General features: G+C 63.3%; 21 protein-coding genes. 11 read left to right on the plus strand and 10 right to left on the minus strand.

Annotation, left to right across the window (positions count from 1 at the left end):
- Nucleotides 1-21 precede the first annotated feature (21 nt).
- Nucleotides 22-1,029, minus strand: a complete 1,008-nt coding sequence (locus ACIQ17_RS15235; RefSeq protein WP_398469892.1) for an alpha/beta fold hydrolase — start codon at nucleotides 1,027-1,029, stop codon at nucleotides 22-24.
- On the opposite strand from ACIQ17_RS15235, the gene ACIQ17_RS15240 reads away from it, so the two are divergent.
- Nucleotides 1,019-1,177 carry a hypothetical protein gene (locus ACIQ17_RS15240; RefSeq protein ID WP_398469893.1) on the plus strand — a complete coding sequence of 53 codons (159 nt, stop codon included), beginning with the start codon at nucleotides 1,019-1,021 and terminating at the stop codon, nucleotides 1,175-1,177. The two genes, ACIQ17_RS15235 and ACIQ17_RS15240, sit on opposite strands and share 11 nt — an antisense overlap.
- A gap of 24 nt (nucleotides 1,178-1,201) precedes the next feature.
- Here the strand turns inward: ACIQ17_RS15240 and ACIQ17_RS15245 are convergent, their stop codons facing one another.
- Nucleotides 1,202-2,779 carry a fatty acid--CoA ligase gene (locus ACIQ17_RS15245; protein WP_398469894.1) on the minus strand — a complete coding sequence of 526 codons (1,578 nt, stop codon included), beginning with the start codon at nucleotides 2,777-2,779 and terminating at the stop codon, nucleotides 1,202-1,204.
- Nucleotides 2,780-2,972: 193 nt separating this feature from the next.
- Nucleotides 2,973-3,845 (minus strand): SDR family oxidoreductase, encoded by an 873-nt coding sequence (locus ACIQ17_RS15250; RefSeq protein WP_398469895.1) that lies wholly within the window; start codon nucleotides 3,843-3,845, stop codon nucleotides 2,973-2,975.
- Between the two features lie 133 nt (nucleotides 3,846-3,978).
- Between ACIQ17_RS15250 and ACIQ17_RS15255 the strand changes: the two genes are divergently transcribed.
- From ACIQ17_RS15255 to ppc, 3 genes are all read left to right on the plus strand, one after another.
- A complete protein-coding gene (locus ACIQ17_RS15255) occupies nucleotides 3,979-4,788 on the plus strand; it encodes a crotonase/enoyl-CoA hydratase family protein (RefSeq protein WP_398469896.1) in 810 nt (269 codons plus the stop codon).
- 143 nt (nucleotides 4,789-4,931) lie between these two features.
- On the plus strand, nucleotides 4,932-6,473 hold the full coding sequence (locus ACIQ17_RS15260; RefSeq protein ID WP_398469897.1) for an acyl-CoA synthetase: 1,542 nt from the start codon (nucleotides 4,932-4,934) through the stop codon (nucleotides 6,471-6,473).
- A 207-nt stretch (nucleotides 6,474-6,680) separates the two neighbouring features.
- A complete protein-coding gene (gene ppc, locus ACIQ17_RS15265; protein WP_398469898.1) occupies nucleotides 6,681-9,467 on the plus strand; it encodes a phosphoenolpyruvate carboxylase in 2,787 nt (928 codons plus the stop codon).
- Nucleotides 9,468-9,642: 175 nt separating this feature from the next.
- On the opposite strand, the gene ACIQ17_RS15270 is transcribed toward ppc, so the two are convergent.
- The 5 genes from ACIQ17_RS15270 to ACIQ17_RS15290 all read right to left on the minus strand — a co-directional run bounded on the left by ACIQ17_RS15270 (nucleotide 9,643) and on the right by ACIQ17_RS15290 (nucleotide 15,214).
- Nucleotides 9,643-10,758 carry an SMP-30/gluconolactonase/LRE family protein gene (locus ACIQ17_RS15270; RefSeq protein ID WP_398469899.1) on the minus strand — a complete coding sequence of 372 codons (1,116 nt, stop codon included), beginning with the start codon at nucleotides 10,756-10,758 and terminating at the stop codon, nucleotides 9,643-9,645.
- Nucleotides 10,759-11,020: 262 nt separating this feature from the next.
- On the minus strand, nucleotides 11,021-12,328 hold the full coding sequence (locus ACIQ17_RS15275; protein ID WP_398469900.1) for an MFS transporter: 1,308 nt from the start codon (nucleotides 12,326-12,328) through the stop codon (nucleotides 11,021-11,023).
- Between the two features lie 286 nt (nucleotides 12,329-12,614).
- Nucleotides 12,615-13,535, minus strand: a complete 921-nt coding sequence (locus ACIQ17_RS15280; protein WP_398469901.1) for an SDR family NAD(P)-dependent oxidoreductase — start codon at nucleotides 13,533-13,535, stop codon at nucleotides 12,615-12,617.
- Between the two features lie 121 nt (nucleotides 13,536-13,656).
- The gene (locus ACIQ17_RS15285) at nucleotides 13,657-14,796 is read right to left on the minus strand and encodes a thiolase C-terminal domain-containing protein (RefSeq protein WP_398469902.1); all 1,140 of its coding nucleotides are present in this window, start codon (nucleotides 14,794-14,796) and stop codon (nucleotides 13,657-13,659) included.
- 4 nt (nucleotides 14,797-14,800) lie between these two features.
- On the minus strand, nucleotides 14,801-15,214 hold the full coding sequence (locus tag ACIQ17_RS15290) for a Zn-ribbon domain-containing OB-fold protein (protein ID WP_398469903.1): 414 nt from the start codon (nucleotides 15,212-15,214) through the stop codon (nucleotides 14,801-14,803).
- A gap of 220 nt (nucleotides 15,215-15,434) precedes the next feature.
- On the opposite strand from ACIQ17_RS15290, the gene ACIQ17_RS15295 reads away from it, so the two are divergent.
- The 7 genes from ACIQ17_RS15295 (at nucleotide 15,435) to ACIQ17_RS15325 (ending at nucleotide 22,147) form a co-directional block, all read left to right on the plus strand.
- Complete coding sequence (locus ACIQ17_RS15295; RefSeq protein WP_398469904.1) at nucleotides 15,435-16,772, plus strand: acyclic terpene utilization AtuA family protein; 1,338 nt, start codon at nucleotides 15,435-15,437, stop codon at nucleotides 16,770-16,772.
- Between the two features lies 1 nt (nucleotide 16,773).
- Nucleotides 16,774-17,106 carry a hypothetical protein gene (locus ACIQ17_RS15300; RefSeq protein ID WP_398469905.1) on the plus strand — a complete coding sequence of 111 codons (333 nt, stop codon included), beginning with the start codon at nucleotides 16,774-16,776 and terminating at the stop codon, nucleotides 17,104-17,106.
- Between the two features lie 37 nt (nucleotides 17,107-17,143).
- A complete protein-coding gene (locus tag ACIQ17_RS15305) occupies nucleotides 17,144-18,490 on the plus strand; it encodes an amidase (RefSeq protein WP_398469906.1) in 1,347 nt (448 codons plus the stop codon).
- A 152-nt stretch (nucleotides 18,491-18,642) separates the two neighbouring features.
- Nucleotides 18,643-19,329 carry a DUF2848 domain-containing protein gene (locus tag ACIQ17_RS15310; protein ID WP_398469907.1) on the plus strand — a complete coding sequence of 229 codons (687 nt, stop codon included), beginning with the start codon at nucleotides 18,643-18,645 and terminating at the stop codon, nucleotides 19,327-19,329.
- A 102-nt stretch (nucleotides 19,330-19,431) separates the two neighbouring features.
- Nucleotides 19,432-20,172 carry a 2OG-Fe(II) oxygenase gene (locus tag ACIQ17_RS15315; protein ID WP_398469908.1) on the plus strand — a complete coding sequence of 247 codons (741 nt, stop codon included), beginning with the start codon at nucleotides 19,432-19,434 and terminating at the stop codon, nucleotides 20,170-20,172.
- Between the two features lie 16 nt (nucleotides 20,173-20,188).
- Nucleotides 20,189-20,839, plus strand: coding sequence for a DNA oxidative demethylase AlkB (gene alkB, locus ACIQ17_RS15320; RefSeq protein WP_398469909.1), 651 nt, complete (start codon nucleotides 20,189-20,191; stop codon nucleotides 20,837-20,839).
- Between the two features lie 90 nt (nucleotides 20,840-20,929).
- Nucleotides 20,930-22,147, plus strand: a complete 1,218-nt coding sequence (locus ACIQ17_RS15325) for an ABC transporter substrate-binding protein (RefSeq protein ID WP_398469910.1) — start codon at nucleotides 20,930-20,932, stop codon at nucleotides 22,145-22,147.
- 105 nt (nucleotides 22,148-22,252) lie between these two features.
- On the opposite strand, the gene ACIQ17_RS15330 is transcribed toward ACIQ17_RS15325, so the two are convergent.
- Nucleotides 22,253-23,878 carry a thiamine pyrophosphate-dependent enzyme gene (locus ACIQ17_RS15330; protein WP_398469911.1) on the minus strand — a complete coding sequence of 542 codons (1,626 nt, stop codon included), beginning with the start codon at nucleotides 23,876-23,878 and terminating at the stop codon, nucleotides 22,253-22,255.
- A 15-nt stretch (nucleotides 23,879-23,893) separates the two neighbouring features.
- Nucleotides 23,894-24,763 (minus strand): fumarylacetoacetate hydrolase family protein, encoded by an 870-nt coding sequence (locus ACIQ17_RS15335; protein ID WP_398469912.1) that lies wholly within the window; start codon nucleotides 24,761-24,763, stop codon nucleotides 23,894-23,896.
- Nucleotides 24,764-24,906 lie beyond the last annotated feature (143 nt).

Genomic DNA, 24,906 nt, shown 5'->3' on the forward strand with positions numbered 1-24,906 from the left:
CGTTGTCACAATCGCGCGCAGCTAACCAAATCGTCGCCGTCGCCATTCGATCAGTTTGGCGCTGACCTCGTCCGGCTTCTCCTGCTGGGTCCAGTGTCCGCTGCCCTTCACAAGATACTTTTCGAGGTCGGGAATGATCCTGTCCATGCCGTCGGCGGCGGAGGGCGGCAGCACGGCGTCGTTCTCCGCCATGATCATCAGCGCCGGCACCCGCACGGTGTGATCGAGCCCTTCGGCGCGCCGCCAGTTGGCACTGATATTGCGATACCAGTTGATGCCGCCGGTGAAGCCGGACGCGGTGAAAGCATCGACGAACACCTGCATCTCGTCTTCGGACAGGATACGCTCGCGGCTGTCGCGCGCGGGATCATAGGCGGCGACCATGTCGGGCAATGCGAGATTGGTTTTGGGCGCAGCGCCGATGCCGGCAGTCGGCTCTTCATTGCCCGAGAATGCATCGAAGCCGGAGGCGCGCTGCGGCGGCTTGCGCATGAAGAACTCGAAGGTGCGGCGGACGTCATTGGCGAAGATGCCGTCGGGCCGACGTGCGGCATCCTGGAACTGGACAATATACATGCTGTCGCCGAACCGCTTGCGATAGATCGAGATCGGATCGATCGGTGCGCGATCTGTATGCGGCGTGTTGATGCCGACGACCCCGGCCACGCGGTCGGGATGGCGCAGCGGCATCTGCCAGACGACAAAGCCGCCCCAGTCATGGCCGACGAAGATGGCCTTGTCGATTTTCAGATGATCGAGCAAGGCGACGAGATCGCCGGTGAGGTGCTCGATGCTGTAGTCCTCGACAGCCACGGGCTTGTCGGTTGCGCCGTAGCCGCGCTGGTCCGGCGCGATGACGCGGATGCCGGCCTCGCTGAGCGCCTTGATCTGGTGACGCCAGGAGAAAGCGAGCTCGGGCCAGCCATGGCAGAGGACCACCGGCGGCGCGTCGGTTTTGGGGCCGGCGTCGTAATAGCCCATGCAAAGGCCAGGGAGGTCGGCGAACTGGAGGGACGGCATGTCGATCATTGTTGTTTCCTTTTTAGCGACCGCGACTGCCTATCGCCGTCATTGCGAGGTCAGGGAAAGCCTTCGGCTTTCCCCTTTGCGTAGCGACGAAGCAATCCAGAAGCCAAGAAAAGGGAAGAACTGGATTGCTTCGCTGCGCTCGCAATGACGACTGGGAGGTCGAGAGCCTGTCTCAATTCACCTGCCGCTCTTTCCCGACCCAGTAGGGGTCCCGCAACTGCCGCCGCAAAATCTTGCCCGACGCGTTCCGCGGCAGCGCCTGGATGAAATCCACCGTCTTCGGCGTCTTGAAGGCAGCGATGCGCTGGCGGGTGAAGGCGATGATATCGACGGCGCTGATCTCCTTGCCGGGTTTCAGTGCCACCACGGCCTTCACCGCTTCGCCCCAGGTGTCGTCGGGCACGCCGACCACGGCGACCTCCGCCACGTCCGGATGATCGCAGATCGCACTCTCTACTTCGGCCGGATAGATGTTCTCTCCGCCGGAGATGATCATGTCCTTGATGCGGTCGTGAATGTAGAGGAAGCCATCGCTGTCGAGATAGCCGGCGTCGCCCGTACGCAGCCAGTTGTCGCGGTCGAGCGTGCGCGCGGTCGCATCCGGCAGATTCCAGTAGCCAACCATGTTGGACGCCGAGCGCGTCGCAATCTCGCCGACTTCTCCCGTGGGCACCGGCTTGCCGTCGGGATCGAGGATAGCGATCTCGATGCCCGGCAGCGCCTTGCCGGCAGAGCGCATGCAGTCTCGGCCCTCGATGTGATCCTCCGGCGCCAGCACCACGATGGTGCCGGTGGTTTCCGTCATGCCATACATCTGCACGAAGCCGCAGCCGAACACGGCGATGCATTCCTTCAGCAGCGCTGCGGGGATCGGTGACGCGCCATACATGATGTATTTCAGCTGGGAGAAATCCATTTCGCGTGCCCGCGGCTGCCGCACGATGAACTGCATTGCGGCGGGCACGAGGAACAGTTTGCTGATGCCGTAGTCGCGGAAGAAGTCGAGCACCTTGTTCGGATCGAACTCGCGCGCGATCACGCTCTTGGCGCCATGATAGAGCCCGAACACCGCCCATCCGACACCGCCGATGTGAAACACCGGCATCGCCACGAGCGAGACGTCAGTGTCGGTCCAGACATTCCAGTCCGGATTCGCGTCGGTGCCGCCGATGCGCAGCAGCGACAGGAAATTCTGATGCGACAGCATCGCACCTTTCGGCTTTCCCGTGGTGCCGGAAGTGTAGAGCTGGATCGCGACGTCGTTATTCGTCATCGCGAGGTTCGGATCATGAACGCTCTGCGCATCGCGCCATGCGGCAAAATCCTGCCATTCCGGCGCGCCGCCTTCCATGGTCATGATGGTGCGTACATGCGGGAGCTGATCCTTCAGGCTGCGGAGGAGCTCAATGAATTCGGGGCCGACAAAGAGGACGGCAGCCTTGGCGTCATCGACAATGAAAGCAATCTCCGGCCCGGCGAGGCGCCAATTCACGGGTGCCGTGACGACCTTGGCCTTCACGGCGCCGAGCAGGAGCTCGATGAAGAGGTCGCTGTTCTTGCCGAGATAGGCGATGCGCTCGTCGGGCTTCACGTCGAGCGCAATCAGGCCATTCGCGACCTGGCTGGCGCGGCGATCGAGCTCCGCGTAATCGGTCTCACGCCCTTCGAACACCAGGGCGGTGGATGCACCGCGCGTTTTGGCTTGTATGCGAACGACATCGGCCAGCGTGGCGGCTTCCGCGACGGACATGACTTCCCTCCCTGCATTTATTAGTTGCGGGGAGTGTGATGGCGTCGCGTGAGGCTGGCAAGATCAGAAAGGTGCTGCGCTGCGGTGGTAGCCCGGATGGAGCGAAGCGCAATCCGGGGACCGGCGTTTCAATCAACTCTTCTGTCCCCGCATTACGCTGCGCTCCATGCGGGCTACAAGGCGTAGAGCGGCGTTACCCCCGCTTCGCCTTGTCCTTCTCGTTCTGCGCCATGATGCTGGCCTTGGCCGCATCCCAGTCCGCGTCACTCCATTCGCGCAGCTGATAGAAATTGCCGCCCATGGCGAGAGCCTGCGCTCCGTCCATGGCGATGGTCTCGCCATTGATCCAGTCGCAGCCGCCGGAGATCAGGAACACAGCGAGGTTCTGCAGCTCCTCCATGGTGCCGGTGCGGCCCATGGGATTCCACGCCTTGGTGCGTGCGCCGGCTTCATCGCCCGGCTTGATGCGCTTGCTCATGCCCTCGGTGGGAATCTCGCCCGGCGCGATGGTGTTGAGGCGGATGCCGTAACGGCCCCATTCCGTGGCGAGCGACATGGTCATGGCATGGATCGCCGACTTGCTCATGGCCGAGGGCACCACATAGGGGCTGCCATTGCGCACCCAGGTGACGGTGATCGACACCACATTGCCGCGCGTCTTGCCGGCGATCCAGCGGCGGCCGACGGCATGGGTCACATAGAACGTGCCATGCATGACGATATTCGCCACCGCATCGAAGCCGCGCGGCGACAGGTCCTGCGAGCGCGAGATGAAATTGCCGGCGGCATTGTTGATGAGATCGGTGAGGGGGCCATCGGCCCAGATGCCCTCGATCATCGCGTCGACTGCCGCGCTGTCGCGGATGTCGACGCCATGACTGGTCACCTTGCCGCCGAATTCGGCCATCAGCTCGGTGGCAGTCTCGTCGCACACGCTCTTGCGGCGACCGCAGATGTGAACCTCGGCCCCCAGTTGCAGAAACTTGGCGGCCATGGATTTGCCGAGGCCGGTACCGCCGCCGGTGACGAGAATATTCCGGCCGGCGAGGAGCTGCTGATTGAACATGGGATGGTCCTGCTTTTGGATGTTGCGGACGTATTAATTAGTTGATTGACTAAAACCTCACAAAGTCGACGCTGTAAAGCGCAAGAACACCCCCAAACGTGTTCGCGAACAAGTTGAGGAAAGGAAACCTCCCATGGAAGATCGCGTCCAGGTGTCCATCACCGGCGGCGTCGCCGATGTCCGGATGGTCCGCGCGGACAAGATGAACGCGCTGGATGCCGCCATGTTTGCGGCCCTGGTGGATACCGCCGACAAGCTCAGCCGCGAAAAGGGGCTGCGGGCGGTGGTACTGTCCGGCGAGGGGCGGGCATTTTGCGCCGGTCTCGATATGGGACGATTCGCCGCCATGAAGGAAAGCGGCGGCGACGGCATTGGCGGCGCCCAGAAGCGCGATCTGTCGATCCGGACGCACGGGCTCTGCAACCATTCGCAGCAGGCGGTATGGGGCTGGCGGCAATTGCCGGTGCCGGTGATCGCCGCCGTGCATGGCGTCGCCTTCGGCGGCGGCTTCCAGGTCGCGCTCGGCGCCGACATGCGTTACGTGGCGCCCGACACCAAGATGTCGATCATGGAGATCAAATGGGGCCTCGTGCCGGACATGGCCGGCACCCCGATCCTCGCCACGCTGGTGCGTGACGATATCCTTCGCGAGCTGACCTATACCGGACGCATCTTCACGGCGCAGGAAGCGCTGAGCTACGGACTAGCCACGCGCGTCGTCGATGATCCTCGGACTGCCGCATTGGAAGTCGCCCGCGAAATCGCCGGCAAGAGCCCGGACGCGATCCGCGCCACCAAGCGCATGCTGAACAATCTCTCCGTCGATCCCGGCCCGGCGCTGCTGGCGGAATCCGTCGAGCAGATGAAGCTGATGGGTGCGCCCAACCAGACTGAAGCCGTGCGCGCGAACATCGAGAAGCGCGCGCCGAATTTCGCGGATTAGACTCTGTCGTCATTGCGAGGAGCGAAGCGACGAAGCAATCCAGAAAGCCACAAGCGAAGTCTGGATTGCTTCGTCGCAAGGGCTCCTCGCAATGACGCTGAGGAGCCGTAGCAAGACCAATAACAACAATCCGGAAGCGTCCCATGTCCACCTCTCTCCGCCACGGCGTCATCTCCGGTGACCGCCTGCGCTCGTTCGACGACATCAACTCCCGCGCCAGCCGTATCGCCTCGGGCCTCGCAAGTCTCGGCGTCAAGCAGGGCGACAGCGTCAGCATCCTGATGCGCAACGACATCGCGTTTCTGGAATCCGCCTATGCGGTGGCGCGGCTGGGTGCCTATGCGGTGCCGGTGAACTGGCATTTCAAGCCGGAAGAGATCACCTATGTGATCAGGGATTCCGGCAGCCATGTCCTGATCAGCCATGCCGACATGCTGCATCAATTGCGTGATGCGATTCCGGCCGGCATCACCACCATCAGTGTGTCGACGCCGCCGGAAATCGTGACCAGTTACAAGGTCGATCCGGCAACGCTCGGCACGCCCGATGGCGCCATTGATATCGAGAGCTGGATCAACGAGCAGCCGCCCTATGATGGCCCGATCGTGCCGGCGCCGCACAACATGATCTACACGTCAGGCACCACGGGTCATCCGAAAGGCGTCCGCCGTTTTGCGCCGACGCCGGATCAGCAGAAATCCGCCGACGCTATGCGCGCCCGCGTCTATGGCCTCAAGGAAGGTTCGCGCGCGCTGCTGCCCGGGCCGCTCTATCACTCCGCGCCGAATGCCTTCGCGCTGCGCGCGGGCAAGCTCGGCGGCCTACTGGTGATGATGCCGCGCTTCGATGCCGAGGAATTCTTGCGCATCATTCAGGACGAAAAGATCGACACCATCTTCATGGTGCCGACCATGTTCATCCGCCTGATGAAGCTGCCGGAGGATGTCCGCAAAAAATACGACGTCTCCTCGCTCCGTCACATCATCCATGCCGCCGCGCCATGCCCGGCCGATGTGAAGACCGCGATGATCGACTGGTGGGGGCCGGTGATCTTCGAATTCTACGGCTCGACGGAATCCGGTGCCGTCACCTTCGCCAATTCCGAAGATGCGTTGAAGAAGCCCGGCACCGTCGGCAAGATCGCGCCGGGCGCCGAGCTGCGCTTTCTCGGTGATAACGGCGATATACTGCCACAGGGCGAGATCGGCGAAATCTATTCGCGCATCGCCGGTAATCCGGACTTCACCTATCACAACAAACCGGAGAAGCGCGCCGAGATCGACCGCGACGGCTTCATCACCTCCGGCGATGTCGGTTACATCGATGCCGATGGTTATGTCTTCATCTGCGACCGCAAGCGCGACATGGTGATCTCCGGGGGCGTCAATATCTATCCGGCCGAGATCGAATCGGCGCTGCATGCGTTGCCTGGCGTGCATGATTGCGCAGTATTCGGGATTCCCGATGCGGAATTCGGCGAGAGCCTGATGGCGGTGATCGAGCCGCAGCCCGGCGTGGTGCTGGATCTGGCCAAGGTGCGCGTCGATCTCAAGAAGGCGCTGGCGGATTACAAGGTGCCGAAGGCGATGGAGATCCAGAGCAATCTGCCCCGCGAAGATTCCGGCAAGATCTTCAAGCGGCGTCTGCGCGATCCGTATTGGGCGAAAGTGGGGCGGACGATCTAGCTCTATGTCATCCCGGCGAAAGCCGGGATCCATACACACAGTCGATTTGGGGAAGGTTCGTCGCGGCGTCTCTGCCGCTTCAACTATTCCGTCGGAGGCTATGGATCCCGGCGTTCGCCGGGATGACACGGCAACTTCATCTTGCATTGCAGCAAGACATGCGACCAAATGCGTGCCCGGCCACCTTTCCGGAGCTGCTCTGTGTCCATGACCTTGCCGAACGATCAGGAAAACGCCCCGCTGCATGGCGGGCCCATCGCCGACCCGCAGGCGGACGCGCAGTTGCGCGAGGATATCCGGCTGCTTGGCCGCATTCTCGGCGATACGGTCCGTGATCAGGAGGGCGCCGCGGTGTTCGATCTGGTCGAGGCGATCCGCCAGACCTCCGTCCGCTTCCACCGCAACGAGGACAAGGATGCCCGGCGCGAGCTGGAAGCCATTCTCGACGGCATGTCGACGGCAGAGACCGTCCGCATCGTCCGTGCCTTCAGCTATTTCTCCCACCTCGCCAATATCGCCGAGGATCAGAACAATATCCGCCGCATGCGCGCGCAGCGCGCCGATGCCGCCTCCGCCAATGGCACGCTGGCCCATGCTGTCGCCCGCGCGCAGGAAGCCGGTATCGATGCCAAGATGCTTGGCAAATTCTTCAGTCAGGCGCTGGTTTCGCCGGTGCTAACGGCGCATCCCACCGAAGTCCGCCGCAAGAGCACCATCGACCGCGAAATGGAGATCGCGGCATTGCTCGATCGTCGCGAGCGCATGCAGCTGACGGCCGAAGAGACCGAGACGCTGGACGAGACCTTGCGCCGCGCGGTGGTGACGCTGTGGCAGACCAATCTGCTCCGCCGCAGCAAGCTGACGGTGCTGGATGAGGTCACCAACGGTCTCGCTTTCTACGACTACACCTTCCTGCGCGAAGTGCCGCGGCTGCATTGCCGGCTGGAAGACAGCCTGAGCGAGCAGGGCGGGCCGGAAGCATTGCCGGCGTTCCTGCGTATGGGCAGCTGGATCGGCGGCGACCGCGACGGCAATCCATTCGTGACGGCGGATGTGATGGAAGGCACCGTGATGCTGCAAAGCCGGCGGGCTTTCAGCTTCTATCTCGACGAACTCCATGCGCTCGGCGCCGAACTGTCCATGGCTGCGCATCTGTCCGAGGTCTCCGACGAGCTGCGTGCACTGGCGGAGCGCTCCCCCGATCCGTCGCCGCACCGCGCCGGCGAGCCGTATCGCTTGGCGATCTCAGGCATCTATGCCCGGATGGCCGCGACGGCGCATGCGCTCAAGCTGCCGAACCGCCGTGCCGCTGTGGGCGAGGCGCCGCCTTATGCATCGGCCGCGGAGTTCAAGGCCGATCTGGACGTGCTGGATCGCTCGCTGCATGCCGACAATTCCCGCGTCATCGCGCGCGGCCGGCTGCGCACGCTGCGCAGCGCGGTGGATTGTTTCGGCTTCCATCTCGCCAGCCTCGACATCCGGCAGAACTCCGCGGTGCATGAGCGCACCGTCGCCGAGCTGATCGATGCCGCGATGCCCGGAAAATCCTATCTCTCGCTGGATGAGGATGCGCGCATCGCGCTGCTGGTCGCCGAATTGAAGAATGCGCGCCCGCTGTCGTCACTGTTCGTGAAATACAGCGAGGAGACGCTTGGCGAACTTGCACTGTTTCGCATGGCTGCCGAGGTGCATGCGAAATTCGGCGCCGCGGCGATCCCCCAATGCATCATTTCCATGTGCAAGGGCGTCTCCGACATGCTGGAGGTCGCGGTACTGCTGAAGGAAGTCGGCCTGGTCGATTCCTCCGGCCGCAGCGGAATCAATGTCGTGCCGTTGTTCGAGACCATCGAGGATCTGCAGGCGTCGGCCAAGATCATGGACCGGCTGTTTGCTCTGCATGACTATCGCCGCCTCGTGGACAGCCGCGGTGGCGTGCAGGAGGTCATGCTCGGCTATTCCGACAGCAACAAGGACGGTGGCTTCGTCACCTCGGGCTGGGAACTCTACAAGGCAGAGATCAAGCTCATCGATGTGTTCGAGCGCCATCACATCCGCCTGCGCCTGTTCCACGGACGTGGCGGCTCGGTCGGTCGCGGCGGTGGCCCGAGCCACGACGCGATCCTGGCGCAGCCCGGCGGCGCCGTGGACGGCCAGATCCGCATCACGGAGCAGGGCGAGATCATCTTCAGCAAATATTCGAATGCCGAAGTCGGTCGCAACAATCTGGAGATATTGGCGTCCGCCACACTGGAAGCCAGTTTGCTGGCGCCGAAGCACAGCGCCCCGCGCAGCGAGTATCTCGAAGCGATGGAGGAAATCTCCGCGCTGGCCTTCAAGGCCTATCGCGGGCTGGTCTATGAGACCGATGGCTTCGTCGACTACTTCTGGGAATCGACCGTCATCAACGAGATCTCGACGCTGAACATCGGCAGCCGTCCGGCCTCGCGCAAGAAGACGCGGGCGATCGAGGATCTGCGCGCCATCCCGTGGGTGTTTTCATGGGCGCAGTGCCGGTTGATGCTGCCGGGCTGGTTCGGCTTCGGCAGCGCCGTCGAGGCTTGGCTCAAGGCGCATCCCGACAAGGGCATGGCCTTCCTGCAGGAGATGCACCGCGAATGGCCATTCTTCCGCACGCTGCTGTCCAACATGGACATGGTGCTGGCGAAGAGCTCCATCGCGATCGCCTCGCGCTATGCGGAGCTGGTGGCGGATCAGGCGCTGCGTGAAAAGATTTTTGGCCGCATTCGCGCGGAGTGGCATCTATCCATCGAGTCGCTGCTCGACATCATGGAGCAGGACGGCTTGCTGCAAGGCAATCCACTGCTGGAACGCTCGATCCGCAACCGCTTCCCGTATCTCGATCCGCTGAACCATGTGCAGGTCGAGCTGCTGCAGAAGCATCGCGCGGAAGGCGATGGTGGTGACGAACAGGTGCTGAGGGGGATTCAGCTCACGATCAACGGCATTTCGGCGGGGCTGAGAAATAGCGGGTAGGCTTTCCCTCCCTCAAGCCGCGAAGCGGCGCAGTGGGGAGGGTGGCTGGCCGAAGGCCAGACGGGTGGGGCGCCCCACGCTCTGACGTCACGTGGGGTACTCCACCCGTCTCGAACGCTGCGCGTTCGATCCACCCTCCCCAGTCGCTTCGCTTCGGGGAGGGAGAAGAACGCCCTCAACAGAAATGCGCGCCCTGTGTCTCCACATAGACCGCATACAGCGACTGGCTCGCTGTCATGAACAGCCTGTTGCGCTTCTTGCCGCCGAAGCAGACATTGGCACAGGTCTCCGGCAGCTTGATCTGCCCGATCCGTTGCCCATCCGGCGCAAAGATCTGCACGCCGTCATAGCCGTCGCCGACCCAGCCGGCACCGACCCAGATATTGCCTTCGGTATCGACACGCAGCCCGTCCGGAAAACCTGATTTGCCGTCCAGCGTCATGTCGATCAGCGGTTTGCCATTGGCGAGCTTGTCGCCGTTCACGTCATACTGCCACACCACATTCTTCGCTTCCGGATAGTGCGTGATGCCGGTGTCGCACACATAGAGCTTCTTGTAGTCCGGGCTGAAGGCGAGGCCATTCGGCTTGAATGCATCGTCCGCCACCTTGTTGATCTGGCCGTTGGTCGGATCGATGCGATAGACCGCTTCCTTCTGGTTCGGCTGGGTGACACCCGGCGCTGCGCGCTGGCCCTCATACAGGTTGATGCCGCCATAGCCGGGATCGGTGAACCAGATCGCCTTGTCGATGGGATTCACCACCATGTCGTTCGGCCCGTTCAACGGCTTGCCATTGGCCTGTTCGGCGAGTGTCGTCACGCCGCCATTGTGCTCGAAGCGCACCAGCCGCGTGCGCTGCGCGGAAAGCTGCCGCCCCTCTGTGTCGAACGAGTTGCCGTTGCTTTCCTCGGACGGGTAGCGGAAACGCTCGGAAATGTGGCCGTCGTCGTCGAGATAGCGCAGCTGCCGGTTGGCCGGGATATCGCTCCAGATCAGATACTGCCCCTGCGCATTCCACGCGGGCCCTTCCGCCCACAGGCAGCCGGTGTAGAGGCGCTTGATGACGGTGTTGCCGACCTTGGCCTTGAAGCGTTTGGCGTCGATGACGACGATGTCGGGATCGGGATAGCGCTGTGGCTGCACGTTGCGCCCATAGTCGCGCGCGAATGCCTTCGGCGCCACGAGCGTCGAGGCGGCGAGCGCGCCGGCTGTCTGCAATATGCGCCGGCGATTGAGAGATGTCACATTTGACGTGGGATCGGTGTCACGCGCAGCAAATGGATTTTGCATCGTCGTCCTCCCGTGAGCCTGGCTTTGTTGCCAGTTGAGTGCGGAGGCTAGCGTGTTGGGGCGTCGATACCAGCGAATTCGATGCTGCCGCGCGGTGGTGGCGATGCACAAAAGTGTCTGTCGTTGCCCGGCTTGACCGGGCAACCCAATAGACACGTCTGTCGCAAAAACGTCGTGTCGTAAAAAAAGACGGCAGTGCGCGAGCACTACCGTCTTCGTGTACTGGGTCACCCGGTCGAGCCGGGTGACGACAAGTGTGTTGTCACACTTCCTGCTTGCCCGACGCGAAGATCGCGATCAGCGTGATCACCGCAGCGGCCAGCACGTAGTAGCCGATATAAGCCAGACCGTAATTGGCCTGCAGGTAGGTGGCGATATAGGGCGCCAGCGATGCACCGAAGATGCTCGCCATGTTGAAGGTCATGGACGAGCCGGTGTAGCGAACGGCGGTCGGGAACGGCGCAGCCAGGGCTGCACCGATCAGGCCGTAATTGATGCCGAAGATCGCGAGACCGATCAGCGCGAAGGCGTAGATGCCCGCGATGCCGCCGCCGAGCAGCGGTGCCACGAAGAACGAGAACACGATCACCATCAGGCAGTTGGCGATCAGCAGGTTGCGGCGGCCAAGCTTGTCGCCGAGCAGGCCGGCAAGGATGTTGGTGGTGCCGAAAGCGATGGCGCCGGCGATCTGCACTTTCAGCGCATCAAGCAGCGACATCTTCGCCACGCCGACATTGTAGGACAGCAGATAGGCCGTGCAGACATAGAAGAACACGAAGGTCATCAGGCCGACCAGCGTGCCCAGCAGCAGGCTGCGCTTGTGCTTCTTCAGGAGCTCGATGCCGGGGACGGCGACGCGCTCGGCCTTGTCGATGGCCTTCTGGAATTCCGGCGTCTCGGTGATGGACAGGCGCACCCACAGGCCGATCACGATCAGCACGATGGAAGCGAGGAACGGCACGCGCCACGCCCAGCTCAGGAATGCTTCCGGAGAAACGAAGTGCAGCAGCAGCCAGAACGTGCCCGACGCCAGGAACAGGCCCAGCGGTGCGCCGAGCTGCGGGAACATGGCGTACCAGTTGCGCTTGCCGGGAGGCGCATTCTCGGTGGCGAGCAGCACGGCGCCGCCCCATTCGCCGCCGAGGCCGAGGCCCTGGCCGAAACGGCACAGCACCAGCAGCGCCGGCGCGGCGATGCCGATCTGCGCATGGGTCGGCAGCAGGCCGATCACCACGGTGGAGATGCCCATGGTGAGCAGCGCCGCGACCAGCGTGGTCTTGCGGCCGACGCGATCGCCGAAATGGCCGAACAGGATGGCGCCGAACGGACGCGCGAAGAAGGCGATGGAGAACACCGCGAAGGAGGCTAGCAGCGCGGCGGTGTCATTGCCGGCCGGGAAGAACAGCTTCGGGAACACCAGCACCGCGGCGGTGGCGTAGACGTAGAAGTCGAAGAATTCGATGGTGGTGCCCACCAGGCTCGCGGTCAGAACGCGCGCCGGGGAGTTCAGGGCCTTGGAATGCGGCGCAGCCGCGGAGGGCATCGCGCCCGCGTGATCACTCATTGTCATGTCCAGCAAATATGGCCCGGCCTGCGGATGCGCGGCATGGAGCCTTGTTATTTGCCGGTCACATAACTGACTTGGGCGGGAACTGGAATTCTTTATTGCGAAATTTGGGCAGGCACGGGTCAGATAAGATCGTGTTGCATAGCTGGTTTTGGAATATAATTACGTTTTCGATTTTGGGTTGTAGAAAATACGGACGTAGGATGGGTTGAGCGAAGCGATACCCATCACCACCTGCGTCGGCGGTGATGGGTTTCGCAAGTGCTCAACCCATCCTACGAGAGCTGCCTTACACCGGATCCCAGCTGAAAATATCCGCCGAGCGGTCCAGCTTGTAGAACGACGACTTCAGCGCCGGCATGCCGTGTTCGGCGAGGGTCTGCGGGGTCCAGCCTTCGTCGCGGTGGATCGAGCGGATCGGGCGCGACTGGCCCATCAGGAAGATCTCGTTCATGCGCGCGGCAAAGATCTGGCCGGAGACGTCCTTGCCGGCATCCGACAGCAGGAAGGCGACGAGCGGGGCGATCTTTTCCGGGCCCATTCGCTGCATGCGCTCGACGCGGGCCTTCTCGGCTTCGGTCTCGGTCGGGATCGAGCCGATCATGCGGCTCCAGGCGAAGGGCGAGACGCAGTTCGAATTGACGCCGTAGCGCTGCATGTCGAGGGCGATCGACTTCGACAGGCCGACGATGCCGAGCTTGGCAGCGGCGTAGTTCGCCTGGCCAAAATTGCCGACAAGGCCCGAGGTCGAGGTGAAGTGCACGAAGGAGCCGGAGTTCTGCTCGCGATAGATGCGGGCGGCGGCATGCGAGGTGTAGAACGAGCCCATCAGATGGACCTTGATCACGGCCTCGAAGGCATCGATCGACATCTTGTGGAAGATGGCGTCGCGCAGGATGCCGGCATTGTTCACCACGCCGTCGAGACGGCCATAGGTGTCCACCGCCTGCTTGATGATCTTGCTGGCCGGGATGGCTTCGGCGACGGATTCGAAATTGGCAACGGCCTTGCCGCCGGCCTTCTTGATCTCCTCGACGACTTCTTCCGCCGGTGCGGCAGAGGTACCGGCACCATCGGTCGACCCGCCTGGATCATTGACGACGACGCTGGCGCCTTCAGCGGCGCAGAGCAGCGCGATGCCGCGGCCGATGCCACGACCCGCGCCGGTGACGACGACAACCTTGCCATCGAGCATTTTGGTTTTTGCCATTCTTTCGTTCCTCTTGGTTGGAAATCAATTGTCGTCATTGCGAGAAGCGAAGCGACGAAGCAATCCAGTTCTTTCTTCGCTTGGCTCTGGATTGCTTCGCCGCGCTCGCAATGACGACGAATTACTTCTCGTTGGTGAAGATGATGGTCCCCGACGCGGCGAACATGCCGCCAACGCCGTGACAGACGGAGATCTTGGCGCCCGGCACCTGCGCCGGCGCGATGCCGCGCATCTGGCGGACGCTCTCCTGCAAGGCGTACATCCCGTACATGCCCGAATGCATGTAGCTGAGGCCGCCGCCATTGGTGTTGAGCGGCAGCTTCCCGCCGGGGCGGGTATTGCCGTCGGCGATGAACTTCCCAGTCTCTTCGTGCGGCATGAAGCCGAGATCGCCGAGGCCGTAGAGCGGCAGATGCGCGAAGGCGTCGTAAATCATCAGGTGATCGACGTCCTTGTGCGTGATGCCAGCCTCGCGGAACGCGGTCGGGCCCGCGACTTTGAAGGCGCGGGAGGAGTTGAAGGTCTCCATCTGGCTGACCATCGGCGTTTCCACGCTCTCGCCCGTGCCGAGGATGTAGACCGGCTTCTGCGGGAAATCCTTGGCCCGATCTGCCGAGGTGAGGATCAGCGCGCCGCCGCCATCGGTGACGAGGCAGCATTGCAGCAGGCGGAACGGATAGGCGATCATGCGCGAGTTCAGCACGTCCGCGACGGTGATCGGGTCCTTCATCATCGCCCGCGGATTCTTCGCCGCCCATTCGCGCTGGACCACGGCCACCGAGGCCAGCTGCTCATGGGTGATCCCATAGGTCTTCATGAAGCGCAGCACGGGGATCGGAAACATGCTCGGCGGGCCATAGACGCCATAGGGCGCCTCGAACTGGCCCTGCAGGGAATCCGCCGGAATCGAGCGCGGCAGTTTGCCGATCATCGACTTGCCGCTTTCCGCATGCGTGATCAGAACGGTCTTGCACAGCCCGGCCTCGATCGCGGCGGCGGCGTGGCGGACATGCAGCATGAAGGAACAGCCGCCCACCGATGTGCCGTCGGCCCAGGTCGGCGTGATACCGAGATAATGCGCGAGCTGCTGCGGCGTTTCCACAGCGGTGGCGATGCCGTCGATGTCCGACAGCTTCAGCCCGGCGTCCTTGATGGCATTGAGCGCCGCATCCGCGTGAAGCTGGATCTGCGACATGTTCGGGATGACGCCGAGTTCGGTGGTCTCGGCTGCGCCGACGACGGCGACTGCGTTTCTGCGCATGATCTCAGCCCTTCGCTGGTCGGAAAACGGGGAGGGTGAGATTGTCGTCCACCTTCTGGAACGCCACTTCGAGCTTCATGTCGAGCTCAAGCGCCTCCGGTGTCTGCTCGCAATCGATGATGTTGCTCATCAGCCGCGGGCCTTCGTCGAGTTCGACCACCGCAATGGCATAAGGCGGTGTGAAGCCCGGTGCGGCCGGGCGATGATTGATCACGTAGCTGTAGAGGAAACCCTTGCCCGAGGCCTTGAACACCGAAACATTCCGCGAGGCGCATTTCGAGCAGAACGGGCGCGGCGGGAAATACACATGCGAACAGTCGTCGCAGCGCTGCAGGCGGAGTTCGCCGGCCTTGGCGCCGTCCCAGTAATGCTGGGTTTCCGGTGTCGGTTTCGGGCGGGCCCGTGCGGGTTCGGCCATCTGTTTTCTCCCAGTGCCGGGATGGTCCCGGTTCGTTGTCGCGGAGGACATTCCACATTTGAGGCGTGGCGGTCCAGCGTCCGTGTTGCATAGCCGTATCTGCGGATCGCGGACCAAATTTGACACCAATCTGGTGGGATGGTCTGACTGACACCGAGCGCTGCAACCCCGTCGGGAATGTTGCGGCCAAATGCCGGGAAACGAAACAAGCGAGGCTTCATTGCGCAGCATCAGGATCGGCTCAGGCGCCGGATACTCCGGCGATCGCATCGAGCCCGCGGTCGAGCTCGCCGAGAAGGGCAACATCCAGTATCTCGTCTTCGAATGTCTCGGCGAGCGCACGGTGGCGCTGGCACAGCAGGCGCGGATGAAGAATCCGGACAGCGGCTTCGATCCCCTGCTCGAGGAGCGCATGCGTGCGGTGCTCCCGATCTGTGCGGCGAAGGGCATCAAAATCGTGACCAATATGGGCGCGGCGAATCCGGAGGCTGCCGCACGAAAGACGGCAGAGATCGCCAAGGCGATGGGCCTGCCGAAACTGAAGATCGCCGCCATCGTCGGCGATGACGTGCTCGATGCCTGCAAGGGCAGCGACCTGCCGGTGCTCGAATTCGACAGCACCATGCGCGGGCTCGGCAACAAGGTTCTCTCGGCCAATGCCTATCTCGGTGCCGAACCGATGGCGGCAGCCCTCAAGGACGGCGCGGATGTGGTGATCACCGGCCGTGCCTCCGATCCCGCGCTGTTTCTCGCGCCGATGATCCATGCCTTTGGCTGGTCGATGACCGACTGGAATCTGCTCGGGCAGGGCATCGTGGTCGGCCATCTCCTCGAATGTGCCGGCCAGATCACCGGCGGCTATTTCGCCGATCCCGGCTTCAAGGATGTGGAAGGCCTCGCGCGTCTCGGCTTCCCCATCGGCGAAGTCAGCGAGGACGGCACGCTGGTCGTCACCAAGGTCGATGGCTCCGGCGGCGAAGTCTCGGCGCGCACCTGCAAGGAGCAGTTGCTTTACGAAGTGCATGATCCCAGGCGCTACCTGCAGCCCGACGTCGTTGCGGACTTTTCACAGGTCCGCATCGAGGAGATCGGCAAGGATCGCGTGCGCGTGACCGGCGGGCAGGGCACGCAGCGGCCCGATACGCTGAAAGTCTCGGTCGGCTATGTCGACAGCTATATCGGCGAGGGCCAGATCTCCTATGCCGGACCCAATGCGGTGGCCCGCGGCCGTCTCGCCCTCGATATCGTGCGCGAGCGGCTCAAGCTCACGGGCGTTGCGACCACCGAAACGCGCTTCGATCTCATCGGCGTCGATTCCCTGCACGGCCAATCCCTTGGGGCACACTCCGAGCCCTACGAAGTCCGCGTCCGCGTCACCGGCCGTACCGATACGCTGCGCGAAGCCGTCCGCATCGGCAACGAGGTGGAGACGCTCTACACCAACGGCCCCGCTGGCGGCGGCGGCGCCACCAAGTCGGCGCGCGATGTTGTCGCGGTCGCATCCGTGCTGCTGCCGCGCGCGCAGGCGGCGCCATCCGTTCGGTTCGTGGAGGCCTGAGATGAAGCTGCGCGACATCGCCCATTCCCGCACAGGAGACAAGGGCAACATTTCCAACATCTCGGTAATTGCCTTTGACGCAAAGCTTTTTCCGTTGCTATTATCGCAGGTGACCGCCGAGCGCGTGCGTGACCTGTTCAAGGACATCGTTCAGGGCGAGGTGGTCCGCTATGAACTGCCCAATATTTCCGCACTGAATTTCGTGATGGATCAGGCACTTGGCGGCGGAGTCACGCGATCGCTGGCGCTCGATGCGCATGGCAAGTCGCTCAGCTCCGCGCTGCTCGATCTGGAAATTACCGGCCGTATCGGCGATACCGACGAGGCGCCGTGAACTGATCCGGTCACGGCCTGACAAGGATACCGTGACCATGTCTGCACCGACACTCGCCAGCCTCGCCGCCGATCTTGCCGCCGGCCGCACCACCTCCCGCAAACTGGTCGAGGACTGCCTCGCCAGGATCGCTGATCCCAAGGGCGAAGGGCAGCGGGTCTATATGCATGTGGACAAGGACGCCGCGCTGGCCGCTGCGGACGCCATGGACGTGCTGCGCAAGGCGAATGCAGCGCCGTCGCGCTTTGCCGGCATTCCGGTCTCCATCAAGGACCTGTTCGACATCAAGGGCCAGGTGACCCGCGCCGGTTCGCGCGCGCTTGACGACAGCGCCCCGGCCGAGAGCGACGCCCCCACGGTGGCCCGCCTGCGCGCTGCCGGCTTCATCCTGATCGGCCGCACCAATATGGTCGAATTTGCCTATTCCGGCATCGGCACCAATCCGCACTACGGCACGCCAAAAGGCGCCTGGAAGCGCGAGGTCGGCCATGTGCCCGGCGGTTCGTCCTCGGGTGCCGGTGTTTCGGTTCTCGACGGCATGGCCCATGCGGCGCTCGGCACCGACACCGGCGGCTCCTGCCGCATCCCGGCGGCGTTCAACGGCATCGTTGGCTACAAGCCGACCCAGCGCCGCGTGCCGCTCGATGGCGCCGTGCCGCTGTCCTTCACCCTGGACAGCATCGGTCCGCTGGCCCGCAGCGTCGCCTGCTGCGCGGCGATGGATGCCGTGCTCGCCGGTGAGCCGGAGTTCGAACTCACGCCGCGCGCCATCAAGGGCATGCGCCTCGCGATCCCGACCACGATCGCGATGGACGAGCTCGATCCCGTCGTCGCCGAGGTGTTCGAGCGCACTATCAAGCTGCTCACCGAAAAGGGCGCGCTGATCGAGCGCATCGAAGTGCCGGCCTTCAACGATATCCCGCTCATGAGCAACAAGGGCGGCTTCACCGCCGCCGAGAGCTTTGCCTGGCACCGCGAGCTGCTGACGGCGAAGGGCGATGTCTACGATCCCCGCGTGTCCGTGCGGATCGCGCGCGGTGAGGCGATGACCGCCGCCGACTATATCGATCTCTTGCCGATGCGCCGCTCGCTGATCGCGCGTGCCGAAGCGACGATGGCGCCCTATGATGCGCTGGTGCTGCCGACATGCGCCATCGCGCCGCCGTCGATCGCCGAGATGGCCGATGACAAGGTGTTCGCCAAGAAGAACCTGATGGCGCTGCGCAACTGCACGCTGATCAACATGATCGACGGCTGCGCCATCTCGCTGCCGATCTCGCGCAAGGACGAGGCCCCGGTGGGTCTGATGCTCGCCGCCGCCAGTGGCAGCGACCGCCGTATCTTCGAACTCGCAGCGGGGATGGAAGAGACGATCCGCGGCTAACTCCGTCCCTCATCCTGAGGAGCGCGCACTTGCGCGCGTCTCGAAGGATGGCGGAGGAGCGCAACAGCTCATGGTTCGAGACGGCGCTGCGCGCCCCCTCACCATGAGGGACCGAGAAATTCACGTTCTACTCAAGCTAAGGACTACAGCTTATGACCACCATCGCACTCACCCTCGATGCCAAGGGCGCCCAGACGCCGCTTTCGATCACGCTGACCCAGGGCGTCATCGCCGGCTGGACCGGCCGCGATCCGGTCGCGCGCGATCATCACATCAAGGAACTGCAGGAGCTCGGCATCGCCCCGCCGGCAACGACCCCGATCTATTATCGCTGCTCGGCGCGCCGCTTCACCACCGACGGCATGATCGAATGCACCGACGTGAATTCGTCGGGCGAAGTCGAGTTCTGCCTGATCGCCTCCGGCGGCAAGACCTATGTGGGCGTCGGCTCAGATCACACCGACCGCCAGGTCGAGACCTACAACATCACCGTGTCGAAGCAGATGTGCGACAAGCCGATCGCGCCGGTGGTGTGGGCGCTCGACGAAGTGCTGCCGCATTGGGACGAGATCATCCTGCGCTCCTGGGCGACCATCAAGGGCGAGAAGGTGCTGTATCAGGAGGGCAAGCTCAGCGGCATGCTGCCGGTGGCTGAGCTCATCAAGAAAGGCTTTGACAAGGACGCGCTGCCCGACGGCACCGCGATGTTCGGCGGCACGTTTGCCGCCAAGGGCGGCATCCGGCCGGCCGACCGCTTCGACTTTGAGATCGAAGACCCCGTGCTGAAGCGCAAGATCAGCCACGGCTACGACATCAAGACCCTGCCGGTGGTCGGTTAAGGTCGAGATACTCGGAAATCGGGTGGCCTCGGCCACCCGATTTTTCACAATGCAGCCCCAACTGTTGCCGACGATCGGCACGCGTCATGGAGCGGCTGCATCATGCCTATTGCGACTCTCGCCAAACACCCCGCACCCTCGAACGATCCGCGCCTCGATACGATCGACTGGCAGCGTATCGGCGACGATCTCGACGCCCAGGGTTGCGCTGTCTTCGACAAGCTCCTCACTCCCGACGAATGCCGCGCGCTGTCAGCGCTCTATCCCGACGATGCACGCTTCCGCAGCCGCATTGTGATGGCACGCCATGGTTTTGGCCGCGGCGAATACAAATATTTCAACTATCCGCTGCCCGATCCCATCGCCGCGCTGCGTCCCGCGCTCTATGGCCCGCTCAGCGCCATCGCCAATCGCTGGAACGAGAGCATGGGTATCGATGTCCGCTTCCCCGCCGATCATTTCGCCTTTCTCCGGCACTGCCACGAGGCCGGCCAGACCCGCCCGACGCCATTGCTGCTGCAATACGAGGCTGGCGACTACAATTGCCTGCATCAGGACCTCTATGGCGAGCATGTCTTCCCGCTGCAGGTCGCGATCCTGCTGTCGCAGCCCGGCGAGGATTTCACGGGCGGCGAATTCGTGCTCACCGAACAGCGCCCACGGATGCAGTCACGCGCTGAGGTCGTCTCGCTGAAGCAGGGCGACGCCGTGGTTTTCGCCGTGCATCATCGCCCGGTGCAGGGCACCCGCGGCAGCTATCGCGTCAACCTGCGTCACGGCGTCAGCCGTGTTAAGACGGGCCGGCGCCATACGCTCGGCGTGATCTTCCATGATGCCAAATAAACCAACATGTGAGTAAATGACCGACCTGTTCGCGACCACGACCGATGCCCAGCCCGCGCGTGAGCAGCTCGGCGACGGCGCCGTATTGCTGCGCGGTTGCGTCGACGATGACGAACAGGCGCTGCTCGCCGATCTCCGCACCATCATCAAGGTCGCACCGTTCCGCCATCTGGTGACGCCAGGCGGCCACACGATGTCGGTGGCCATGACCAATTGCGGTCGCGTCGGCTGGGTGTCGGACGCGCGAGGCTATCGCTACGATCCCGTCGATCCCGACAGCGGCCGGAACTGGCCGGAGATGCCGCCGTGCCTCCGCAGTCTCGCCGCACGCGCTGCGGCGGCAGGGGGGTATGAGAACTTCGCCCCCGATGCCTGCCTGATCAACCGCTACAAGCCCGGCGCAAAACTCTCGCTGCATCAGGACAAGGACGAACTGGATTTCGACGCACCGATCGTCTCGGTCTCGCTCGGTCTGCCGGCGACATTCCTGTTCGGTGGCCTCACGCGCAGCGAACCACAAAAGCGGTATCGTCTCACCCATGGCGACGTCGTTGTCTGGGGTGGTCCATCGCGGCTGGCCTATCACGGCGTCGCGCCGCTACCGGATGGCACGCACCCGGTGATGGGCGCCCAGCGCATCAATCTCACATTCCGCAAGACGAGATAGCCGGTTTAATCGCGCGATTAAATTTTACTGGCCAAGCCCGCGGCGCGTGACTACGTTTTCTCTATAAAAAACAAACCGAGGAAACGTCCAATGACCCGAACGGGCATACTGGCTGCCGCTCTCTTTGCGTGCCTGAATGGCTCCGCGCTCGCCGAGCCGATCACAAAACCCCTCTCCATCGCCGTGCTCAACGACAAGAGCTCCGTGTTCTCCGATGCCGGTGGCACGGGCGCCGTGGTGGCGGCGCAACTCGCCATCGACGACATCGGGGGCAAGGTCCGCGGCCAGCCAGTCAAACTGCTTGGGCCGGATCACCAGAACAAGACCGATATCGGCATCTCGCTGGCGCGCGATCTCTATGATCAGCAGAAGGTGGATGCGATCTTCGACATCGGCAATTCCGCCATCTCGCTCGGCGTGCAGAATCTCGCCCGCGAGCGCGGCAAGGTGCTCGTGCATGTGGGCTCCGCCACCGCCGACGTGTTCGGCAAGCAATGCGCGCCGACCGCCGCCATGTGGCTCTACGACACTTATTCGCTGGCGCAGGGCATCGCGAAAGCGGTGGTGAAGGATGGCGGCGACACCTGGTTCTTCATCACGGCGGACTATGCCTTTGGCATTGCCATGCAGGCGGAAGTGTCCAAGGTGGTGGAGGCTGCCGGCGGCAAGGTGGTGGGCTCGGTGAAGCATCCGGTCGGCACCATGGATTTTTCGTCCTTCCTGCTGCAGGCGCAGGGCTCGGGCGCAAAAGTGATCGCGCTGGCCAATGCGTCGGGTGACACCGTCACCAATATCAAGCAGGCCCGCGAATTCCAGATCGGCGAGGGCAAGCAGAAGCTTGCTGTGCTGATCTTCTATCTCACCTCGGTGAAGGCGCTCGGCGCGGAAGCCACGCAAGGCGTGCAATATCTGGAGGGCTATTACTGGGACAATGACGATGCGAGCCGCGATTTCGGCAAGCGCTTCATGGCCAAGCACGGCAAGATGCCGACGCATTCGCAGGCAGGTGTCTACAGCGCCGTGAAGCATTATCTGCGCACGGCCGAAGCGGCCAATGACAATGACGGCCTCACGGTGATGCGGAAGATGAAGGAAATGCCGGTGGACGACTTCTTCGCGCCCGGCGCCAAGGTGCGCGAGGATGGCCGGCTGATGAACGACATGCTGCTGGCGGAAGTGAAGAAGCCGTCGGAAGTGAAGGGGGAGTGGGACCTGCTCAAGATCAAGGGCAAGGTGAAGGCTGCGGATATCATGCGCCCGATCAGCGAAGGTGGCTGCACGCAACTCGATCCGCCGGTGAAGCAGTAGTCACACACTCTCCACGTCATCCCCGGGCTTGATCCGGGGATCCATCTTCCTACGCGTGGCAGAGATGGATGGCCGGGTCAGGCCCGGCCATGACAGGTGAGGGGCTCACGGTTTCTTCGGATGAATGAACGCCCACGGGCTCACCTCGGAGTCCCGTGGCACATCCACCGCGATCAGATACGGCCCGCCATCCGCCAGTGCCTTCTCCAGCGCCGGCCGAAACTCCGCCGGTGATTTCACCCGCGCAGCACCCACCCCGAACGAATCCGCCAGTTTCACAAAGTCCGGGTTGACCAGATCCGCCGCCACGACGCGGCCGTCGAAGACGTTGAGCTGGTCACGGCGCACATTGCCATAGGCATTGTTGTCGAACACCAGCACCACGACGCCGATCCTGAACTGCACGGCGGTGGCCAGTTCCTGTACGGCGAACATGAAGCCGCCGTCGCCGGTGATCGCCACCACCGGCCGGTCCGGATGCGCCACCTTGGCGCCGAGCGCGGTGGGGAAGCCGGAGCCGAGCGTGCCCTGATAGCCCGATGTGATGAAGGTCTGCGGCTGATAGACCGGGAAGCCGTACCAGGATGTGAAGCCGACCTGCGACAGTTCGTCGGTGACGATGGCGTTGTCGGGCAGCACCTCGCGCAGGATATCGAGATAGGCCATTTGCGGCTGCACGGCCTGAATGTCCTTTGCCGCCCTGGCCGATGCCGCACGGATCGTCTCGCGGCGGCCGGACGTCTTGCTGTAGCCAGCCTTGCTCACGGCAGCCGTGAGCGTTCGCGTGCCCTCTGCCGCATCGGCGATGATCGGCGCATCCACTGCGAGGCGCCTGAATTCCACCGGATCGATATCGATGCGAACCGACTTCAGCCCATCCGGCTTGAACGGCCAGCGGAACGTCGCCGGCAATTCCATGCGCGAACCGATGCCGATCATCAGGTCGGTCTGCGGCCACAGATGATACGCCGCCGCCATCGTGAGCCCGAGTTCATGCGCATTGCTGACAATGCCGCGTCCGGAGCGGAACGCAACGACGGGCGCATCGATCATCTCGGCCAGTTCGAGAATCTCGGCACCAGCCTCCATCGCGCCGGCACCAACAAAAATCATCGGCGCCTTCGCGGCCTTGATCAGCGACGCGGCCGCCTTGATGCGATCGGGATCGGGGGAGGGCGGGGCGAACGGCGTGAGTGTCGCCGCATCCGCTGTCTCGGCGCGTTGGGTGAACACATCCCACGGCATTTCCAGCGCCACAGGGCCGCGGCGGCCGGACATCATCTCCTGAAACCCGCGCGCCACCTTGACCGGTGCGTCGGCGGGATATTCGATCCGCTCCGCCCATTTGACGAAACTGCGCAGGGTCGCGAGCTGGTCCGGCATCTCGTGCAGGTGGCCGCGCCCCTTGCCAAGATAGTCCGTCGGCACCTGGCCGGTGAGGCACATCACAGGCTCGTTGCAGCCGAAGGCCGTCAGCATCGCCGCGCTGGCATTGAGAATGCCGGGGCCGGGCACCACGCTGAACACGCCAGGCTTGCCGGAGGCGCGCGCATAGCCGAAGGCCATATAGCCGCAGGCCTGTTCGTGCCGCGCGCCGATGACGTTCAGCTGCGCCTGATGGAAAGCGTCGAACAGTCCATAGACCTGCGCGCCGGGGAGGCCGAACACGGTGTCGATCCCGTGGGCCTTCAGCCCGCTGACGATGGCTTCGCCGCCGGTGAGAACAGTCATGCGCACTCCCAAATCTTATTGTTCGTCGATCACGCCATTGCGCAATGTGCCGATGCCGTCCGCTTTGATCTCGATCACATCGCCGGGCACAAGATAGCGCGGCGGATCGAAGCGCGCACCGGCGCCGGTGGGCGTGCCGGTGACGATGACATCACCCGGCACCAGCGTGGTGAAGGTGGAGATATAGCTCAGGAGATAACGGAAGCCGAACATCAGCCGCGAGGTGCGGTCGTCCTGCCGCAGCTCGCCATTCACATGGGTGGTAAGCCGGATGTCGGCAATCTGGCCTTCATCCACATAAGGCACAATCCAGGGCCCGAGGCTGCCGGTGGAATCGAAATTCTTGCCTTGCGTGACATTGAACTTGGCATGCCGCACCCAGTCGCGAATGGTGCCTTCGTTGCACAGGGTCAGCGCCGCGATGTGGTGCAGCGCATCGCGCTCGGCAATATGGCGGCCCGCCTTGCCGATTACCAGCACCACTTCGCCTTCGTAATCGAGCTGTGTCGACGCCTTCGGCCGCACGAGTGGTGCACTGTGCCCGACAAAGGAGCGCGGCGTGCGCATGAACATGGACGGGAATTTCGGCGCGTCCTGACCATCCTTGTACTCGGCATTGCGGTCCGGATAGTTGACGCCGATGCAGATGATCTTTTCCGGCGTCGGGATCGGCGGCTGCAGGGTGACGTCATCCAGCGCAAAATCCGCGGGCTGGTTGGCCGCCGCATCGATCAGGCGCTGCAACGCATGGTGCGCGATGGCCTCGCGCAGCGTCGGATAATCGCCGCCATAGCGCGCTGAGAGATCGACGATGCCGTCATCGGTCACGGCGCCGTATTTGAGAGCGTCGTTGACGGTGAACGTGGCGAGGCGGCCTTGGGTCATCGATCATGCTCCGAATTGGCAGTGACGCTCCGCTTTACCCTCCCCGCAAGGGGGAGGGTATTCACTGCGTCCGTGCCCGACACTGACCAGTCCATCACTTCAATCCGCAATCGTCACATCCGCCACGAACAGCGGATCGCGCA

This window comes from Tardiphaga sp. (assembly GCF_044340795.1).
Taxonomy (GTDB): Bacteria; Pseudomonadota; Alphaproteobacteria; order Rhizobiales; family Xanthobacteraceae; genus Tardiphaga.

Coding starts and splice junctions, on each gene's coding strand:
- ACIQ17_RS15250 (WP_398469895.1), bottom strand. CDS start 3,845: ATGTTCAATCAGCAGCTCCTCGCCGGCCGGAATATTCTCGTCACCGGC.
- ACIQ17_RS15330 (WP_398469911.1), bottom strand. CDS start 23,878: ATGACTGTTCTCACCGGCGGCGAAGCCATCGTCAGCGGGCTGAAGGCC.
- ACIQ17_RS15255 (WP_398469896.1), top strand. CDS start 3,979: ATGGAAGATCGCGTCCAGGTGTCCATCACCGGCGGCGTCGCCGATGTC.
- ppc (WP_398469898.1), top strand. CDS start 6,681: ATGACCTTGCCGAACGATCAGGAAAACGCCCCGCTGCATGGCGGGCCC.
- ACIQ17_RS15260 (WP_398469897.1), top strand. CDS start 4,932: ATGTCCACCTCTCTCCGCCACGGCGTCATCTCCGGTGACCGCCTGCGC.
- alkB (WP_398469909.1), top strand. CDS start 20,189: ATGACCGACCTGTTCGCGACCACGACCGATGCCCAGCCCGCGCGTGAG.
- ACIQ17_RS15240 (WP_398469893.1), top strand. CDS start 1,019: ATGTCGATCATTGTTGTTTCCTTTTTAGCGACCGCGACTGCCTATCGC.
- ACIQ17_RS15300 (WP_398469905.1), top strand. CDS start 16,774: ATGAAGCTGCGCGACATCGCCCATTCCCGCACAGGAGACAAGGGCAAC.
- ACIQ17_RS15310 (WP_398469907.1), top strand. CDS start 18,643: ATGACCACCATCGCACTCACCCTCGATGCCAAGGGCGCCCAGACGCCG.
- ACIQ17_RS15280 (WP_398469901.1), bottom strand. CDS start 13,535: ATGGCAAAAACCAAAATGCTCGATGGCAAGGTTGTCGTCGTCACCGGC.
- ACIQ17_RS15285 (WP_398469902.1), bottom strand. CDS start 14,796: ATGCGCAGAAACGCAGTCGCCGTCGTCGGCGCAGCCGAGACCACCGAA.
- ACIQ17_RS15245 (WP_398469894.1), bottom strand. CDS start 2,779: ATGTCCGTCGCGGAAGCCGCCACGCTGGCCGATGTCGTTCGCATACAA.
- ACIQ17_RS15335 (WP_398469912.1), bottom strand. CDS start 24,763: ATGACCCAAGGCCGCCTCGCCACGTTCACCGTCAACGACGCTCTCAAA.
- ACIQ17_RS15305 (WP_398469906.1), top strand. CDS start 17,144: ATGTCTGCACCGACACTCGCCAGCCTCGCCGCCGATCTTGCCGCCGGC.
- ACIQ17_RS15235 (WP_398469892.1), bottom strand. CDS start 1,029: ATGATCGACATGCCGTCCCTCCAGTTCGCCGACCTCCCTGGCCTTTGC.
- ACIQ17_RS15315 (WP_398469908.1), top strand. CDS start 19,432: ATGCCTATTGCGACTCTCGCCAAACACCCCGCACCCTCGAACGATCCG.
- ACIQ17_RS15290 (WP_398469903.1), bottom strand. CDS start 15,214: ATGGCCGAACCCGCACGGGCCCGCCCGAAACCGACACCGGAAACCCAG.
- ACIQ17_RS15325 (WP_398469910.1), top strand. CDS start 20,930: ATGACCCGAACGGGCATACTGGCTGCCGCTCTCTTTGCGTGCCTGAAT.
- ACIQ17_RS15275 (WP_398469900.1), bottom strand. CDS start 12,328: ATGACAATGAGTGATCACGCGGGCGCGATGCCCTCCGCGGCTGCGCCG.
- ACIQ17_RS15270 (WP_398469899.1), bottom strand. CDS start 10,758: ATGCAAAATCCATTTGCTGCGCGTGACACCGATCCCACGTCAAATGTG.